This window comes from Acidobacteriota bacterium (assembly GCA_003225175.1).
GTDB lineage: Bacteria > Acidobacteriota > Terriglobia > Terriglobales > Acidobacteriaceae > Gp1-AA112.
The window spans coordinates 17,813-34,752 of sequence record QIBA01000054.1 but is presented as its reverse complement, the minus strand read 5'-3'; the positions used below and the strand labels follow the sequence as shown (position 1 = coordinate 34,752).

At 55.5% G+C, this 16,940-nt stretch carries 16 protein-coding genes; 8 read left to right on the top strand and 8 right to left on the bottom strand.

Features of this window, described 5'->3' with window-relative positions; genetic code table 11:
• The first annotated feature begins 59 nt into the window (after positions 1–59).
• Positions 60–512: a tRNA-specific adenosine deaminase gene (locus DMG62_15195; protein ID PYY22119.1), complete on the top strand. Its 453-nt coding sequence runs from the start codon at positions 60–62 to the stop codon at positions 510–512.
• 78 nt (positions 513–590) lie between these two features.
• Here DMG62_15195 and DMG62_15190 read toward each other — a convergent pair whose 3' ends face one another.
• Both DMG62_15190 and DMG62_15185 read right to left on the bottom strand, forming a co-directional pair.
• Positions 591–773: a hypothetical protein gene (locus tag DMG62_15190; protein PYY22072.1), complete on the bottom strand. Its 183-nt coding sequence runs from the start codon at positions 771–773 to the stop codon at positions 591–593.
• 285 nt (positions 774–1,058) lie between these two features.
• Positions 1,059–2,843, bottom strand: a complete 1,785-nt coding sequence (locus DMG62_15185; GenBank protein PYY22071.1) for a hypothetical protein — start codon at positions 2,841–2,843, stop codon at positions 1,059–1,061.
• A gap of 223 nt (positions 2,844–3,066) precedes the next feature.
• Here DMG62_15185 and aroE point away from each other — a divergent pair, with 223 nt between their 5' ends.
• The 6 genes from aroE (at position 3,067) to DMG62_15155 (ending at position 11,895) form a co-directional block, all read left to right on the top strand.
• On the top strand, positions 3,067–4,677 hold the full coding sequence (gene aroE / locus DMG62_15180) for a shikimate dehydrogenase (protein PYY22070.1): 1,611 nt from the start codon (positions 3,067–3,069) through the stop codon (positions 4,675–4,677).
• Entirely contained in the window at positions 4,678–5,031 is a 354-nt protein-coding gene (locus DMG62_15175; GenBank protein PYY22069.1) for a hypothetical protein, read from the top strand. It begins immediately after the preceding gene.
• 302 nt (positions 5,032–5,333) lie between these two features.
• Complete coding sequence (locus DMG62_15170; GenBank protein ID PYY22068.1) at positions 5,334–5,564, top strand: hypothetical protein; 231 nt, start codon at positions 5,334–5,336, stop codon at positions 5,562–5,564.
• A gap of 182 nt (positions 5,565–5,746) precedes the next feature.
• On the top strand, positions 5,747–7,276 hold the full coding sequence (locus tag DMG62_15165) for a glutamate--tRNA ligase (protein PYY22067.1): 1,530 nt from the start codon (positions 5,747–5,749) through the stop codon (positions 7,274–7,276).
• Positions 7,277–7,455: 179 nt separating this feature from the next.
• On the top strand, positions 7,456–9,681 hold the full coding sequence (locus tag DMG62_15160; protein PYY22066.1) for a GTP pyrophosphokinase: 2,226 nt from the start codon (positions 7,456–7,458) through the stop codon (positions 9,679–9,681).
• Between the two features lie 297 nt (positions 9,682–9,978).
• Positions 9,979–11,895 (top strand): transcriptional regulator, encoded by a 1,917-nt coding sequence (locus DMG62_15155; GenBank protein ID PYY22065.1) that lies wholly within the window; start codon positions 9,979–9,981, stop codon positions 11,893–11,895.
• Between the two features lie 107 nt (positions 11,896–12,002).
• Here DMG62_15155 and DMG62_15150 read toward each other — a convergent pair whose 3' ends face one another.
• The gene (locus DMG62_15150; GenBank protein ID PYY22064.1) at positions 12,003–12,884 is read right to left on the bottom strand and encodes a hypothetical protein; all 882 of its coding nucleotides are present in this window, start codon (positions 12,882–12,884) and stop codon (positions 12,003–12,005) included.
• A 142-nt stretch (positions 12,885–13,026) separates the two neighbouring features.
• Between DMG62_15150 and DMG62_15145 the strand changes: the two genes are divergently transcribed.
• Positions 13,027–13,740, top strand: a complete 714-nt coding sequence (locus DMG62_15145) for a UMP kinase (GenBank protein ID PYY22118.1) — start codon at positions 13,027–13,029, stop codon at positions 13,738–13,740.
• Between the two features lie 144 nt (positions 13,741–13,884).
• Here DMG62_15145 and DMG62_15140 read toward each other — a convergent pair whose 3' ends face one another.
• The 5 genes from DMG62_15140 to DMG62_15120 form a co-directional block, all read right to left on the bottom strand.
• A complete protein-coding gene (locus DMG62_15140; protein PYY22063.1) occupies positions 13,885–14,091 on the bottom strand; it encodes a hypothetical protein in 207 nt (68 codons plus the stop codon).
• Between the two features lie 78 nt (positions 14,092–14,169).
• Positions 14,170–14,730 (bottom strand): cell shape determination protein CcmA, encoded by a 561-nt coding sequence (locus tag DMG62_15135; GenBank protein ID PYY22062.1) that lies wholly within the window; start codon positions 14,728–14,730, stop codon positions 14,170–14,172.
• Between the two features lie 612 nt (positions 14,731–15,342).
• Positions 15,343–16,104, bottom strand: coding sequence for a 3-ketoacyl-ACP reductase (locus tag DMG62_15130; protein PYY22061.1), 762 nt, complete (start codon positions 16,102–16,104; stop codon positions 15,343–15,345).
• Between the two features lie 211 nt (positions 16,105–16,315).
• Complete coding sequence (locus DMG62_15125) at positions 16,316–16,573, bottom strand: hypothetical protein (GenBank protein PYY22060.1); 258 nt, start codon at positions 16,571–16,573, stop codon at positions 16,316–16,318.
• Entirely contained in the window at positions 16,548–16,832 is a 285-nt protein-coding gene (locus DMG62_15120) for a hypothetical protein (GenBank protein ID PYY22059.1), read from the bottom strand. The genes DMG62_15125 and DMG62_15120 overlap by 26 nt, the downstream gene beginning before the upstream one ends.
• Positions 16,833–16,940 lie beyond the last annotated feature (108 nt).

The following is a 16,940-nucleotide window of genomic DNA, read 5'->3' as shown; positions in this document are numbered from 1 at the left end:
TTACAATCGATTTAGCTTCTCAACGTTTTCTGTCCAGGTGAGGATTGGATCTTAAGTTCATGCGGAGAGCGATTGAACTCTCCCTGCAGAATGTTCATTCCGGGAACGGCGGACCTTTCGGAGCTCTTGTAGTCAAGGATGACGAGATTGTCGGCGAAGGTGCGAATCAGGTGCTTGCTACGAACGATCCAAGCGCACATGCCGAGGTCATCGCAATCCGCGCTGCTTGCCGAAAGCTGAAGACGTTCCAGCTGACCGGCTGCGAAATCTACACAAGTTGCGAGCCTTGTCCTATGTGTATGGGCCTAATCTACTGGGCTCGTCCGAAGAACGTGTATTACGCGAATACCGCCGCGGACGCAGCGAGAATCGGCTTTGACGACGCGTTCATCTACCAGGAACTCGCGAAACCAACGTTAAAACGTTCAGTCCGGATGCAGCAGCTATTGCGGGAAGAGGCGCTGGCCGCATTCAAGGCTTGGGAGCAGAAGCCGGACAAGATTCCCTATTAGGGATGGCGGTAGAGACGCGGACCACCGCGCCTCTCCCATCAGTTCATTCGCAGCCGCCCGCAGTTAGACCAACTTGGTTTAGGCGGCTTTGCGATGCGAGGACGAAGATCGTCCACTGCTCTTCTTCGCGGGCACTTTCTTTCCCTTGCGCCGCGCTTCAGAGAGACCGATCGCGATCGCCTGTTTGCGGCTCTTCACCGTCTTTCCGCTTCGACCGGATTTCAGTTTCCCGCGCTTGAACTCATGCATTTCGCGCTTCACGTCGCTCCCGGCGCTGGGGCTATATTTGCGGCGTGAAGACTTCCTGCCGCGCGATCGACTGCTCCTGCTACGCGAACTGGAGCTGCGACTACGACTCTTCGTTGCCATGGATTGAATCCTCCCTTAAGAACCTTCCTTCAGTCAGATTCGGTTGGCTGTGAGGCGGGTTGGCGGAGAAAAGCTCGCCGGTGGCTTGAATAGTGGACGTTGCGAGCACCTGCGTTCTGATAAAGACGCAGCATGCTGCGTCTTTACCATGGAGAGTCCCGTCCTGGAACGTTGCTCTTATTGTTGCGGAGGAGCTCCGGCCGGAACCATCACAACCACAACCTTGGCTCCCGTTTTGGTTTGCGCTGCGCGAGTCTGAATGCGACTTGCATCGATACCCTTGCTCTGAGTGAGATAGGTCTTCGCGTTTTCGGCGCGTTGCAAAGCCAGAGCTTCGTTCTCTGATGGATTTGCCGAGCCTTCAATGATCAACGTTGCGTTCGCATCGCGCTGCAGGCGAAGAGCATCGTCATCGAGCTCCGCTTTTGCGCGGTTATCCACACGAGCGCTGCCAAGCTTAAACGTGAGTTCGTTCAGCATGCTGGGAGTGAGCGAGCCGGTGCTCTCCGTGCTGGTTGGAGACAACGGCGCTGACTGCACGTCAAGGTTCACCGTGCTTTGCGCTGACAAATTGCGATCATCAACCGCTGTCGCGGTCACGGTAATCGGACCAGGAGCGTTCGGAGTGAGTGTTGCTCGATTCTCTCGAGGAGTGATCTGTCCGGCGCTTGCCTGATAGCTGTAGGTCAGCGTGTGTCCTTCCTCAGCGACACCGTTGCAGGTAATGATTGACGACTCTCCAACCTGGATCGTGGAGCGGCTCACGGAGCAATTGATAGTTGGAGGCAGGGCTGCCGCGGTGGCCTCAACTGCCGGAGGCGGTAATGGTGTCGAGTCGATCATCTCAATCGTATCGCCGAGGTGAATTTCTTCTGGGGTGTACGTGGTGAGAGCAGTCGAAGTGTTCGGAGTCGTGTTTAGGACGATCATTTCTCCGATGGCGCGAATGGGCAGCTCACCTGCGTGTCCACGAAATTCGAAATTCGGGGGATTCTTCTGCGTCGGGTCGTATGGCGGAGCCTTGAAAGGCAGGGACTCAGCCGGATTGTTCGCGATGGAGCCGTAGTCGCGCAGCGCCCGGAAGTAGTCGCCAGGCTTGACTCCTTGTGCTTCTCCGACATTAAGGTAAATGATTCGGTGATTACCGACCAGGGTGCCTAGATCCTGAGCCAGCACGACCCGTCCTTTTGTCTTGCCAGTGGGTACAGCAAACTGTTCAAAATTCGTCTGCTTGTATTCCGGCCGCGGACGTTCCTGAAATGGGACGGCCATATCACCCGGCAGGACCTCAGAACAGCCCTGTTCAACCAGTGCAACTCCGACCTTCTTTCTTACCGCGATCACCTTGGCCCGACCCAAATCCTCGTACAACTCACCCAAACTACTGAGCAACCCAAGCTGTCCGGGGAAAGACTGATTGTGATTGGGATCGTGTGTATGCCGTAACAGTAGATACTCCCGGCCTTCCTCCACGCCCCTGCCGCTCAGATAAATGTAGGAACGTTCTGCCGACCTCACCTGTTCTGGCGCGCGCGCATCGTCGATGACGATAGCGCTGGCATGAACATCCTGCTTGGTGATAAAGCCAGAACAGTACACATCGGAGAGGGTTGGGCCCCTGAATAGCTCAACCTTGTTTGTCTTGGCAATGCTCGGTTGTGCCTGGGTCGGCTTGGCCAGATTCTCTGGAGCAGGTTCTGGTGTTGGCGCTTGTTGAGGAACAGGCGCCGCCTGAGCTGCGGGCACTTGCGCGGGCGGCGCTTGAGTCTCAGGCTGCTGAGCAGCTGGCGGCTGCGTGACGCTCGGCGCTTCGGTCGTTGCGGGCGAAGCAGGAGTCACTTGCTGCTGCGTCTGTTGCTGCTCTTGCGGTGGGTTGCCCTGAGTGGGAGTAGATGTAGACGGCTGATCCTGGGCCAGAGCAGCGGCAGTCATCAGCAAAAAGGCAGCAAGTGTGTTTCGCATAGGTCCTCCAAGCTTCGCGGACGCCAAGTCTTAGGAAAAGAGCACTTTAGGGAATGTCCCCCGAGAACCGGATCCGGGGCGCGGCAACGCGAGATGCGCCTCAATGTAGCCGAGCATACCCGACAGTACATTATGCGCGTAGTAACCAGATGAATACGGGAGTAGCCCACCAGCATAGTTCACTTTAGCTTTGCAGTTGCATCTACTCTTGTGCACCATTAAGATGCCCGTCCGGCGTAAGTTGATGAAAAGCGATACTCCAGGCTATGCGGCACGATTTCTGAGGCATCGCCTTCCTCGGCTATGTGTTGCCTTGTTCGCCTCCAGCCCCTCTGAATTGATGGAGAAAATCGAACACGCCGCGAACGAGAACTCCTTGCTGGAGTTACGTTTAGATTACCTTTCCAAGCCTGCTCTGCTATTGCCCAAGCTCAAGGAATTCGGCGGATTCCACCGGGACATTCTCTTGATCGCCACCTGCAGGAGGGCGGCAAACGGCGGCAAGTTTCGCGGAACCGTTGCTTCGCAGCTCGAGATTCTCCTAAAGGCCGCTGCCGCCGGATGTCAGCTGGTGGACATTGAGATGGAATCAGCTAAGGCTCTGAAGGCAAATGACATCGAAAAGCTACGCCAACAAGCTGGCCTGATGATCTCCTTCCACGACTTTCGGGGCACCAAGAAGCTGGAAGAAACCTGGGAGCAGATGCACGAGTTCCCCGCCGATTACATCAAGATTGTTTCGACTGCCAAATCGCTGTCGGACAACGTGAAGATGATGCGGCTTCTGGAACAGCGAAGCGACTTAGTCAGCACGGTTGGGGTGTGCATGGGTGAACGGGGCATTATCAGCCGCATCCTGAACGTTCGGTTCGGAAGCGCGTTTACCTTTGCTTCGGCTGAAGCTGGTGCAGAAACGGCCCCCGGACAGATGACGGCTCGGGTCTTAAGGGATGTGTTTCGTATCGATGCGGTGGATGCCGCAACCAGGGTCTATGGCGTCGCAGGTGTTCCCATTGGTCACTCTCTATCGCCTGAAATGATGAACACCGCGTTCCGGCGCGAGAACATTAATGCCGTTTACGTACCCCTCCAGACCTCCGACGTCGATGATCTGCTGAAATGCGCCCGCGATATGCCCATACAGGGTCTGAGCGTCACGATGCCCTTGAAACAAGAGATCATTGAGCGTCTCGACAAAACGGATGCTCTGAGCACCAAAATTGGAGCTTGCAACACTGTCATTCGCTCGCAGGACGGAAAACTGTACGGATTCAACACCGATGTCGCTGGTGTAGTTCGTCCACTCGAACAGCGCATTAGCCTGACGCGCGCGAAAATTCTGGTGATTGGAGCCGGAGGTGCGGCGCGCGCCGCGGTCTTTGGTCTCAAGGAACGCAATGCAGAGGTCTGGGTCATGAATCGCACCGCGGAGACCGGACAGAAGCTGGCACGCCAAGCGCATGCGCATTATATTTCGCATACGCATCTCAAGAAACTCGAATTCGATGTCATCATCAATGCCACTCCCGTAGGAATGGAAGGACGCCCGCAGTCTCCGCTCGAGGAGTCCGACCTCCGAACGCGCTACTTGTTTGAGATGATTTATAACCCGGCAGAGACGCGCCTGGTAAAAATGGCGCGTGCAAAAGGCATTCAGGTAATTCCCGGAACGGAAATGTTCGTACACCAAGGTGCTCGGCAATTTGAGATCTGGACAGGTAAGCCAGCTCCCGTCGAAGATATGCATCGAGCTGTGCTGTACGCTTTGGGAATCGTGCCGCCTGCATTTTCGATGCGCGAATCTCCTCAGCTGGCACAGGCGAAACGAGGCTAGATGCTCCAACTGCTGACAGAGCTGCTGGGATATGCTCGCAAACTTCTTCCCTTAATGGAACTTTACGCCGCGCGCCGTACGGCGCGGCCGGTGCGGGATTCCGCAACGCAGGAATTTCAAAGTTACACGTCGGAGGCCCTGCGCTCACACCAGCACAACCTGATGGAGCTTCGCTCCGCTCTTGAAAGTATTCAGCAGCGTTTGAGAGTCATTGATGATCAGTCCGTATCTCTCCAGCGTGAAGTCGCCAGGATGGCCGACCAGCATCGAATCTTACTGATTGCTCTAACAGTGTCGGCCGTGGCTTCCGTCGCAACGCTGGTTATGGGAATCATTCTGGTTTCACGGCACTGATCTGGTTATCCATCCTGCGCCAAAGTTCGATTCATGAATGCCGGCCTTCGTTGAGAAGCAGCTGACCAACCTCTCCCGCGAAAAACCTCATCGAATAGCTTGCTACGCGCCAGACATCTACATGCAAGAAAGCCTATGAAGATAGAAGAAACGAACTTTATTCCTGAAGATTGCGGCACCTTGGAGGATGCAGCAACTCCGCTCCCACCATCTGTTATAGAAACCATGAAGCTGGTTTTTCGCGAGACTCACGGCGGCGAAATGACGCCTGAGGACCGCGCCTTCCTTGGAATCTCTGATCAGTGAAGAAGCAACAGCCCGGAAAAAACTCGGATTCGCCAGCCGGATCCAGAGTGCGCCGGCCCGCTCGCGATGGTCAGTTACGAAATGCGATCGAGAATGTATTCAGACTGACCCATGGCCGTGAGATGACGCAAGAGGAAAGACGCCTCTTCGGATTATCAAATGAAGATGAAGGACGCCAGCCGAATCGACGCGCATCGCACACGTACGAGGATGGCGACGCTACGTAACTGTTCGGAGGATGGCATGCCCAAACTAAAAGCCTCATCTGTGGTTGCAAATGAGGCTTTCTGATAAATGGCTAAGCGACTTGGGCCCTCTACTACTGTCGCTCCGAATGATCAGATACCTACCCTGCAGCACAGGTTGGCTCCTCAGCGTGCCTTATTTCCCTTTTGTTAACATCGATTGAGTGAAGTCCCCCCAAAAAATCCGCGTTCGCTTTGCCCCGTCTCCCACGGGGTTGCTACACGTTGGTAATGCGCGAACCGCCCTTTACAACTGGCTGGTCGCCCGACAAAAGAAGGGGATCCACGTTCTCCGAATTGAAGATACGGATGTGGAGCGGAGTGAGGCACGCTTCGAAAAACAACTGCTCGAAGATCTGCGTTGGCTCGGCATCGATTGGGATGAGGGTCCCGATATTGGCGGTCCTTTTGTTCCTTATCGGCAAAGTGATCGCATGGATACTTATCAGCGATATGCCGGACGTTTGCTGGAGGAAGGAAAAGCTTACCTGTGCTTCTGTACCGCCGAGGAGCTGGAGCGGGAGCGTCAGGCAGCGGCGGCAGAGCGTCGTCCACAGGTGTACTCGGGCAAGTGCCGACTGTGCGACGCAACGGAGGCGCAGCAGCGTCGGGCGAGCGGCGAAGCCGCTGCAATTCGGCTGAAGATTCCCGAGCACCCGATTCACTTTCATGACATCGTACGCGGGGACGTCACTTTCGACAATGAATCGGTCAGCGATCCGATCATCGTGCGATCGTCCGGGATTCCCGTTTACAACTACGTGGTTGTCGTCGACGATGCTGAGATGAAGATCACCCACGTGATTCGCGGCGACGATCATCTCTCCAACACTCCCAAACAAGTCGCCTTGTACGAAGCGCTGGGATTTCCTATTCCGGAATTCGCGCACTTGTCCACAATTCTAGGACCTGACCGCGAGCGACTCTCGAAGCGGCATGGCGCGACTTCGATCTCGCAATTCCGCGAGATGGGAATCCTGCCGGAAGCTCTGGTGAACTATCTGGCACTGCTGGGCTGGGCGCCGAGCGGAGGCACTCGCGAAACGTTCACGCCCCGCGAGCTGATCAAGGAGTTCTCACTCGAGCGCGTGACTCCCTCGCCGGCGATTTTCGATTTCGACAAACTTTACTGGCTAAATCGGCACTACATCAAAGCGGCAGACCCACGGCGCATTTTGGAGTTGTCTCTGCCCTACTTTCGCAAGATAGGACTGCTTCCCGATAACGAAAACCCGGAGGTCCGTTCATGGACAGAAAAAGTTATCGCGCTGCTTATCCCGTACGTTGACCGGCTGGAGCAGCTACCCGAAAGGGCCAGGTTCCTGCTGAACTATGACGCTGAAGCAGCGGTGAAGGACGATGACAATCAGGCCCTTCTGACTTCTGAAATTGGACAAAGAGTCATCGCTGAATTTGCAACTCGAGTCCGAGCAGGCAGCAATGGGTTCACGCCGGAAAGTTTCAAAGCCGTTATTAATGAAGTAAAAGAGGGAACTGGAGCGAAGGGCAAAGACCTCTTTCATCCCATTCGGATCGTCATCACCGGTTCCCATTCTGGTCCAGACTTCGACCGCGTGATTCCCCTCATCGAAGCCGGGGGACAGCTTTTGTTACCGCAGCACGTGTTGAATGTCCGTGAACGGGTCGACGCATTTGAGACAGTGTTTCATCGCGAGCGCGGCTCCGCCGCATAGCGCTATTTCCCTGCCGCCTAACGTGGTTCCACTTAGGTGACGTGGTTCCGGGCCGCTGGTACAGGGTTTGTAGAACCCAGCCGTGTTTTCGCTACTGGCTCCCTTCGTAAGCATGGCGATCCGCAGATGAGCGCTGAGTGCTGACGGCTGCCTGCTTCCCCCCGCAGCTATAATCAATCATGGCGACACTGCGCCAGCAGATCGCGACCAACGTTCTTACGGCGACAAAATTCCGTGACCTGCTGAACCTGGTTCGCGAGAACCGTCCGGCTGATGACCTCGACATCATCCAGCGCGCCTACGAGTTCTCCCTCCAGCACCACAATGGGCAAACTCGCGCTTCCGGCGAGCCTTATCTGGTCCATCCCCTCGAAGTAGCGTTGGTGTTGGCAGAAATGAAGCTGGATTCCACGGCGATCGCCGCCGGACTGCTGCACGACGCAGTGGAAGACACCGACGTTACAAACAGCCAAATTGAGGAGAAATTCGGCACCCCGGTCGCTCATATCGTTGACGGCGTAACGAAGATCGCGAAGATCAATCTGGCTAGCCGCGAGGAGCGGCAGGCGGAGAACGTCCGAAAGATGGTGCTCGCGATGACGGACGACATACGCGTCGTCCTCATCAAGTTGGCCGACCGCTTGCACAACATGCGGACGCTGGAACATCTTCCGCCTGATCGTCAGCAGCACATTGCGCAAGAGACTCTCGACATCTACGCTCCTCTTGCACATCGTCTGGGTATGGGCAAGGTCCGAGGCGAACTAGAAGACCTCGCATTCCAATATGTCGATCCCATTGGCTACACCCAGACCAAGGAGCAGGTCGAAGCGCGGCGTAAGCAGGGTGAGGCCTTCCTCACGAAAACCGTAGCTTTTATCCGCGAGAAGCTGAAAGAAAATGGTGTGGAAGCACGTGTCGACCATCGCATCAAGCGCCTTTACAGCATCGCGCAAAAACTCCAGCGACAACGAATCACCGTCGACCAGGTTTATGACCTGCTGGCGATCCGCATCATCACTTCCTCAGTAAAAGACTGTTACAGCGCGCTGGGCGCAATCCACAGCATCTGGCGGCCGGTTCCTGGACGAATCAAAGACTTCATCGCTATGCCGAGGCCGAATCTCTATCAATCTCTGCACACCACGGTCATGGCGGAAGGCGGCATGCAGTTTGAAGTGCAGATTCGCACTGAAGAGATGCACAAGATGGCGGAGGACGGTATCGCCGCGCACTGGAAGTACAAAGACGGCACTCCAGTCAACGCCAAAGACGAGCAACGTCTGTCGTGGTTGCGGCAGGTTGTAGAGTGGCAGCGCGACGTCTCCGATCCCAACGAGTTCCTCTCAACGCTCAAGATCGACCTGTATCCCGAAGAGGTTTACACCTTCACTCCCAAAGGCAAAGTCGTCATCCTGCCCCGTGACGCCACCTGCATTGACTTCGCCTACCACATCCACACTGAGGTCGGTAACACGTGTGTAGGAGCGAAAGTGAACGGACGCATCGTCCCACTTCGGTACAAGCTGCGCAACGGTGACATCGTTGAGATCATCACCCAGACAGGACATCAGCCAAGCCGCGACTGGCTGGGATTTGTTAAGTCCTCTCGCGCACGAAACAAGATCAAGCATTGGCTTCTGGTTCATCAGCGCGAGCGCGCACTCGAAATTGGCCGGAAGTTGCTGGAAAAAGAAGCCCGCAAATACAAGGTTAGTCTCAAAGAAGTCACACAACAGAACTACGCAGCAGTCGCGAGCGAATATGGGATAGGCAGTAACGAGCAAGATCTGGTTGCGTCGATCGGCTATGGCAAGTTCTCTGCGCGCGCTGTTCTGAAAAAGCTTGTTCCAAGTGCAGTTGGCGGCGCCGAGCCAGAACCAGAAGAAGAAACCGGGCTGATCGGCGGCATGATCCGCAGGGTCTTTGGCGACGACGGCGGATCGCTCAAAGTTCAGGGCCACGATGAGCTACTTGTCTATCGCGCACGCTGTTGCAATCCGATCCGCGGCGAGGAAATTGTCGGCTTCGTGACTCGCGGCAAAGGCGTCGCGGTTCACTCGAAATCCTGCCCCAACGTCACCAATCTGATGTACGAACCTGACCGGCGTATCAACGTCACTTGGGGGCGACCTAGCGCCTCGGTCTCCGGCCCGGCAAAGGCAACATATCCGGTCAAGCTCACCGTAGTCTGCGATGACCGCACTGGAATGTTGAAGCAGGTCACAGCAGCGATTAGCGATGACAACACCAACATCCGCCACATGGACGTACGCACGGGCGATAGTCGGGCGTCGATCGACATCACGATAGACATCGAAGACGTCAAGCACCTTGATCGCATCGTTTCGGGGATTCGCCGAATTCCGGGAATCATTGACGTGCAGCGGCTAAAAAAGATTTAAAACTTCTGCCAAAACCCACAAGATCGGCAGATCTCGGGCAGATTCATGCCTCAGAATGATGGAAATTGACAGTTTCCTGTGATTCCCATACCAAAGTACCTTTCCGGTGTTTTCCTGAGTTGGAAACAACTCCCAATCAGCTACTCTGTTTTCAATCACTTACGAAATCGGTGACCAAGGTCCATTTAGCAGCGAGGTACCTTTCGTCATCTACCCACCCGGCGCCGCCGGTGGCATTGTTAACGCGCCCTTCTCCCGAAACTTGCGAGTTACCAAAGTCACTGGAGGACAGTGTCAATGTTGCGCAAAAGATGGTGGTTGGCCCTGGCATCGGCCTGCGTAGTCTCCTTTTTCATCGGCTATGCCCATGGTGCGACGCCGCACATGATTGGTCCTGACGGGGGAGATGTTCGTTCGCTAGCTTACGATCCCCATAATCCGGACCGCATCCTGCTCGGTACCAGTTCGGGACAGATTTTCGAATCACGCGATCGTGGTCTTTCCTGGAACCGCTTCACACACCTGGGCACTGGACCTGACTATGTGCTCGACCACATAGTTTTTGATCCAGGCGATTCCCGCAAAGTGTATGTTGCGGCGTGGAGCATCGAGAGCCAAAACGGGGACCTGTTCCGCTCGCACAACGGTGGAAAGTCGTTCGAGTCGCTGAACGGAATGAAGGGAAAGTCGATTCGCTCGTTTGCGATGGCGTCCTCGAATTCCAAAATCCTCGTCGCAGGCGCGCTCGATGGCGTGTTCCGTTCTAACGATGGTGGCGATCACTGGGCCCGCATCTCGCCGGAAGGTCACAAGGACATCAAGAACATTGAATCGTTAGCCATCGATCCGCAGAATCCTGATGTGATTTATGCCGGCACATGGCATCTTGCCTGGAAGACCGAGGATGGCGGAAACAACTGGCATCAGATTAAGAACGGAGTCATCGACGATTCCGATGTTTTCTCGCTGATCATTGATCCGAAGCAGCCCTCGACGATCTACTTGAGCGCCTGCTCCGGTATTTACAAGAGCATCAACGGCGGCGATCTCTTCCACAAGGCCCAGGGAATTCCGTTCTCGGCACGACGAACGCGCGTGTTGAAGCAGGACGCGAACCATCCAGACGTCGTCTTCGCCGGAACCACCGAAGGTCTGTGGAAGACGCAGGATGCCGGTGCAACCTGGCACCGAGTCACAGCTCCGAACATCATCGTGAACGACGTGATGATCGATCCACGTGATTCGACGCACGTAATGCTCGCCACGGATCGCAGTGGCGTGTTGGTAAGCACGAACAACTCGGCTTCGTTCAGTGCATCGAATGATGGCTTCGCTCACCGTCAGGTGCGCGCGCTGCTTGCCGACAATAAGAATCCCAGTGCGCTGTACGCCGGTATGGTGAACGACAAAGAGTTCGGCGGGGTCTACGTGACTCGCGATGCCGGACAGCGCTGGTCGCAGCTCAGCAATGGACTCAACGGCCGTGACGTCTTCACGCTCGCCCAGGATGAGAAGGGTAATGTCTATGCCGGGACCAACGCCGGCCTGTTCCGCCTGGCTCCAAATGCCCGCATGTGGGCGCGCATGACTGTGCCGGGCATGATGCCGAACGTTCCAGATCTGGCAATCATAGGCAACATGATGTTCGTTCCCACGACCTCAGGCACACTGCTAGTCTCACGCGATCTGGGCAAAACCTGGACGCAACAGCGCGCCGCCAAGAAGGAACCCTTCGTGAAGGTTCGTGCCAATAACGGCATGGTTGCAGCGGCAACCTACACCACGCTGCTGGTTTCCGCCGATGGAGGGAAACACTTCAACGTGGAGCAGAGTCTGCCCGTGACGCTAATTACCGGCATTGCCATCGACGCCGATCAGAACCTCTGGATTTCATCTGCACAGGGTCTCTTCCGCCAGCAGAAGGGCGGAACTTGGGAGCCAATGTCCACCGATCTGCCGAAGGCCAAGATCACTTCGCTCGATTACGACCAAAGCGGCAAACACCTTCTCGCGATTGTTGATGGCTCAAGCGAAGTGTTCGGAAGCGCCGACGGACAGAGATGGCATCGCATGGAAGACGCAGGCCTGCCACTCCACCGCGCAGTCCCAATGCGGGATCGGATGTTTGCGCTCAGCCTCTACGAAGGCGTTGTGAGCTTCGAAGGCAGCAATCGCATGAGCGCCCGCATGGAAGAGTCCCGCGGCAACGAATAGTTCAAATTCACCCCTGACCGGAGAGGGCGGAGCCAGAATGTAGGTTCCGCCCATTTTTTTAGCAGCAATTAGCAATTAGCAATGCCCGATTAGCGAAGCAGATGAGTCTATGCCGTGGCTGCTGTGCTCGTGGTTGCGCGTTTGTTCATCCACTTCCGCCATTCCAGAAGAAGCTGGACCTGGTTCGCGAGCAATCGCAGTGCCTGTCTCTGCTGATCCGTTATGGAACGCGGCTCCTGGGCAATCACGCAGACGCTACCTAAAGCTTCTCCGTCGGGTGTACGCAGAGGGGAGCCGGCGTAGAACCTAACCTTCGGAGCTGACGAGACGAGTGGATTGCCGGCAAAGCGCTCGTCTTTGGTCGCGTCCTCCACGACCATCACCTCATGATGCATGATGGCGTGTGCGCAGAACGAGAGTTCGCGAGGCACCTCGTTGGCAACGAACCCGACCATCGATTTGAACCACAGGCGGTCAGAATCAACAAATGTAATCATCGCTCCAGGAGTCTCACAGATGATCGCCGCAAGCTGCGCTAGATCGTCGAATGACTTCTCCGGCAAAGTGTCGAGAATGTCGTACGACCTGAGCGCCGCTATACGCTGGATCTCGTTGTGAGGAACCGGAACTGATTCCACAGATTTGACTGCCCGTGCCAGATCTTCGGTTGTGTATGGCTTATTGAGGAACGACGCGGCCCCCATATCTCGCGCCTTACGAATATCGATGGCAAACGTGGGCGAAGCCGCCACAATTACTCTGGCTCGGAGGTCAGGATGCTTGCGCAGTCGGGCACACAGCTGCAAACCATGTAGCTTGGGGAGAACCAGCTCAAGCACTACGACGTCCGGCTGCATCTGTTCGACCAGTTGTAGCCCCGCAACGCCGTCGGTTGCCGTTCGGACTTTGTATCCCCTGCGCTCCAATTCAGTACGGCTGGATTCGAGCAACTCTTCGTCGAAATCGATCAGGGCAATTTTTGTGGGCATCGAGCCGTCCGGAGGGCGATTCCTGAGAGGTACGGTGGGAATATTACTCCGGATTGTCGTCTTGCGCCGAGAATAAGGACTGGTGCGCACGTATAAGCTCTTCGCGAGCCAGCAACTGCGGCCGTTCTATACTGAAATCATAATGTCGACTGTCTTTAAGCGCGTTCTCTTAAAGCTATCCGGGGAGGCCCTCGCGGCTGGACAAGGGTTTGGGGTCGATGCCACTCGAGTTCACGAAATCGCCGCAGAAATTGCTGAAGTACATGCTTTAGGGGTTCAGATTGCGATCGTGGTTGGCGGCGGCAACTTTTTCCGCGGCGTAGCCGAGCAGGCTCGCGATATGGACCGCGTCTCTGCCGACCACATGGGCATGCTGGCCACCATGATCAACGCCCTGGCCTTGCAGGATGCGCTCGAGAAACAGCATGTTCATACTCGGGTAATGTCCGCCATTGAGATGAATCAGGTGGCCGAACCATTCATTCGGCGGCGGGCAATGCGGCATCTTGAAAAGGAGCGCGTAGTCATTTTCGGCGCTGGGACAGGAAATCCCTACTTCTCCACCGACACCGCCGCTTCCCTCCGCGCCATGGAAATCAAAGCAGATGTGATTCTTAAGGCGACCAAAGTCGATGGCATCTACGACGCCGATCCATTCCTCGTGAAGGACGCGACAATGTTCCAGCAAATCACCTATATGGAAATCATCAAGCGCGGTTTGAAGGTCATGGACACTACGGCCATTAGTCTGTGCAAAGACAACAACCTGCCCATGATCATCTTCAATTTAAATAAGCACGGGAACATCCGCCGCGTGATCACAGGTGAAAAGGTGGGCTCGCTGGTTTGTGCGTGAACGGCAGCGATTAGCAATTAGCCAAGAGCAACACCAACACGAAAAGCTCAGGAGCTTCAAAACACAAAGGCCAGCGCAGTCGCTGGCCTTTCAAGCTAATTGCTTATTGCTAATCGCTGCTTTTCTAGCTGACCTTCCGCTTTTCTAGCTGACCTTCCGCACTACCTGCATCGTGCCCCAGTCGTAATCGAACTTCTGCCCGCAATCGAGGCAAACGACGTAGTGACCACCCTGTCCAATGGGCTCCCAATCGGAGTTCCGACCAGAGGATGCGCTGGCTGCGGCGAAAGGCTTTGACGTATGGCGATGACGACAGCTGAGCGACAAGACTTGCAGAAATTTTTCCAACATCTTAATTCAACCCTTTATTCCATTAACGTGGCCTGTCCCGTCCGCCTCTGCAGACGAGGACAGGCCGAGAAAGCAGACTTAGGCGCGAGCTGCGGCCACAGCTGAGGACTCGATCGAGACAGGCTCCTTCGAATCGTTTTTCTGCTGCTGACCAGGCTTGCGAATGTCAATGCCGCCCTTGAAAAAGGCGCCATCTTCGATGCTGATGCGCTGCGCTACGACGTCGCCGGTGAGCGAGCCTTCGTTGCGGATATCCACGCGATCGCTGGCGTTCAGGTTACCGCGGACTTTGCCGAGCACAACCACTTCGCGGGCGTTGATATTTGCAGAAACTTGACCGTTGCGGCCGATAGTCACGCGATTACCCGGCAGCTGAATGGATCCCTCGACCTTGCCGTCGATGTATAACGACTCGGAACCGGTTACTTCACCCTTAATGACGAGGCTCTTGCCGATCGTCGCCTGTTCCTGGGTGTTCAGAACGGCGTTGCGATTGGCCGGCGCTGGAGTTGGTTCAACAGCAGCGGGTGTAGGACGGGTCTCCACAGACGGAGTCGGCGTCGGTTTGGTTTGAGTCGGGCCGACAGCCGGATTGCTATTCGGCTGGTTCGACGTCGGGGGATTGGCTGGCTTCCACATTAGGTTTTGTCTCCTTCAATTCTCTTTCGAGTTCAAGTGCCGCAAGCTCCAACTCTAACTTATCAGCTCCTTGACGCTGGCCAAGAGCGAACCGGGAAGGTGCTGGCGTCTTGCTTTTGCTAGCTGAGTGTACCGCTCGCGCAGGACTGTGGAAACCACATGAGCACCTAAAGTTCCGAAGTTTTCCTCTTAAGCCGAACTACGCCCAACCCCGCTCCAGAACAACACTTGAGCAACTCTGTTTCCCGCAATCCACCCGCCTGCAAAGCCCTTGCGATGTAAAACTTGCGTGCTTACGGAGCAGTTCTTTCGTCGGACAAAAGCCTTAGGTTTTTTGTAAAAACGCGACCCTTGATACAGCTCTGTGGCACAGCCGCCCCCGCTGTGGTTCTATCCAACTCAGCACGACGAATCTGGCGTGAAATGAGACTCGCTTAGCTCTATTCATCGCTGACCGAATGACTTACAGGCTTGGCTAAGCAACGTGCAAGAGCAAAACAGGAAATTCGGTTTCCCACAATGTGCCGGACGTCTTAACCTTGGGCGGAACCACAGCCGAGGCTGGGTGTGCCACACAACCATATCTCTCTGTCCTATGCTCCCGCCCCTGCCTTACTGCATTCTCCAGCCGCCATCCACAACGACGGTCTGGCCGGTTACCATGCTCATGGTCGCAATCAAGCTCACGATCGCCTCGGCTACATCATCCGGCGAAAGCACTTTGTGAAGAGCGGTCTCTTTCTTCCACGATTCTCTGAATTCGTCCAGTCGCTTGATAGGAGCGATCCAGCGCGTCTCAATCAACCCCGGCGCCACCGCGTTCACGGTTATCTCTGGACCAAGGACCTTTGCGAAGGAACGGGTAAGGGACAGGATAGCCGCCTTCGATGCACAGTAAGCGATCGAGCTTCCGCCTCCCGTATACGCTGCAACTGAGGAGACGTTCACTACGCGTCCCCAAGCCTTAGCCTTCATCATTGGCGCTATCGCCCGAGTGCAATACAAAGTGCCATTCACGTTGACCGCGAAAGTGCGATCCCACTCTTGCTGGTTCAATGCATGCAGATCGGAAAGATCGGTAAAACGAGTGAAGGCGGCATTGTTTACCAGGATTTCCACCGGACCCAACTGGCGCCGCACTTGCTCGATCATACGCAGGACTGCAGATTCATCGGAGACATCCGCCTGGACCGCGATTGCCTGAACGCCACAACTCTGAGCTTCCTTTGCCGTTGCCGCAGCCTCGTCCTTGGACTTCGAGTAGTTCACAGCGACGGCAGCACCCAGCTGAGCCAGCTGCAGAATGGTGGACCGACCAACACCGGTGCCACCGCCGGTTACGAGCGCAACTTTTCCTTTCAGATCCACATCCATCTCACCTCTACTTGCTCATATTCCAACGTTCCGAAATGAAACCTTCGTGATGGCGGCCCGGTCCTCTTAATGAATGCCATTTTCCATTAGAGCTTTAGGTTACAGGCTGGAGCGGTCAGGTGAATCATCAGCTTGAGGCGAACGTGCTGATGAAGGGAGCTAATCGTGCGAAGGCCTGAGTTCGAACAAATGCTTTGACAGCGAAGGGCCGTCAACTCAGTTTGCGCCGGAGCTTCGCAGATTTTGCTCCGTTGCGACCTTTGGGAACCGCAGCAATAACGGAACGCAGCAGTTTGTTCACAGATTCGGACGAGTTGAACACGCGAGCGACATCGGGGTCGAGAACGACGGCGATAGCTGTTGCCTGCAGCCTGGGCGCAAATCGATTCGGCCGCGCACGTTTATAGTCGAATTCATAACCCGAGCGCATCTCTGCTTTTGGCTTATTCTGCCGACGTGCCCTGCTCATAGTCCCTCCGTTCTCGCTTTGTTGCTAAACGTGCGCTAATAATCCGAACTTTCCCTTCACGCTCGGTGAAACAAACAATCAGGAGCCGACGCCGCACCGAGTGCCCAACAATGATTTCGCGAGCCTCTTCGATTGAATGATCCGGGTCATCGAAGATTTTCGCCATCGGATCCGCGAAGACCGCTAAAGCCTCGTGGAAGGCAACGCCATGCTTTTTCTTATTCGCTACATTCTTGCGCGCACTCCATTCGAACTCCATCCGACCTCAGTATATCTACCCTCAGAGACGCTCGTTAAAGTAGTTCCCGCGACATTACCGCAACGTAGAAATTTACCAGCCGAACATTATTGAACTTTTTCTTGACGG

Coding starts and splice junctions, on each gene's coding strand:
- DMG62_15140 (PYY22063.1), bottom strand. CDS start 14,091: ATGTTGGAAAAATTTCTGCAAGTCTTGTCGCTCAGCTGTCGTCATCGC.
- DMG62_15130 (PYY22061.1), bottom strand. CDS start 16,104: ATGGATGTGGATCTGAAAGGAAAAGTTGCGCTCGTAACCGGCGGTGGC.
- DMG62_15120 (PYY22059.1), bottom strand. CDS start 16,832: ATGGAGTTCGAATGGAGTGCGCGCAAGAATGTAGCGAATAAGAAAAAG.
- DMG62_15125 (PYY22060.1), bottom strand. CDS start 16,573: ATGAGCAGGGCACGTCGGCAGAATAAGCCAAAAGCAGAGATGCGCTCG.
- DMG62_15195 (PYY22119.1), top strand. CDS start 60: ATGCGGAGAGCGATTGAACTCTCCCTGCAGAATGTTCATTCCGGGAAC.
- DMG62_15160 (PYY22066.1), top strand. CDS start 7,456: ATGGCGACACTGCGCCAGCAGATCGCGACCAACGTTCTTACGGCGACA.
- DMG62_15155 (PYY22065.1), top strand. CDS start 9,979: ATGTTGCGCAAAAGATGGTGGTTGGCCCTGGCATCGGCCTGCGTAGTC.
- DMG62_15135 (PYY22062.1), bottom strand. CDS start 14,730: ATGTGGAAGCCAGCCAATCCCCCGACGTCGAACCAGCCGAATAGCAAT.
- DMG62_15175 (PYY22069.1), top strand. CDS start 4,678: ATGCTCCAACTGCTGACAGAGCTGCTGGGATATGCTCGCAAACTTCTT.
- DMG62_15145 (PYY22118.1), top strand. CDS start 13,027: ATGTCGACTGTCTTTAAGCGCGTTCTCTTAAAGCTATCCGGGGAGGCC.
- aroE (PYY22070.1), top strand. CDS start 3,067: ATGCCCGTCCGGCGTAAGTTGATGAAAAGCGATACTCCAGGCTATGCG.
- DMG62_15185 (PYY22071.1), bottom strand. CDS start 2,843: ATGCGAAACACACTTGCTGCCTTTTTGCTGATGACTGCCGCTGCTCTG.
- DMG62_15150 (PYY22064.1), bottom strand. CDS start 12,884: ATGCCCACAAAAATTGCCCTGATCGATTTCGACGAAGAGTTGCTCGAA.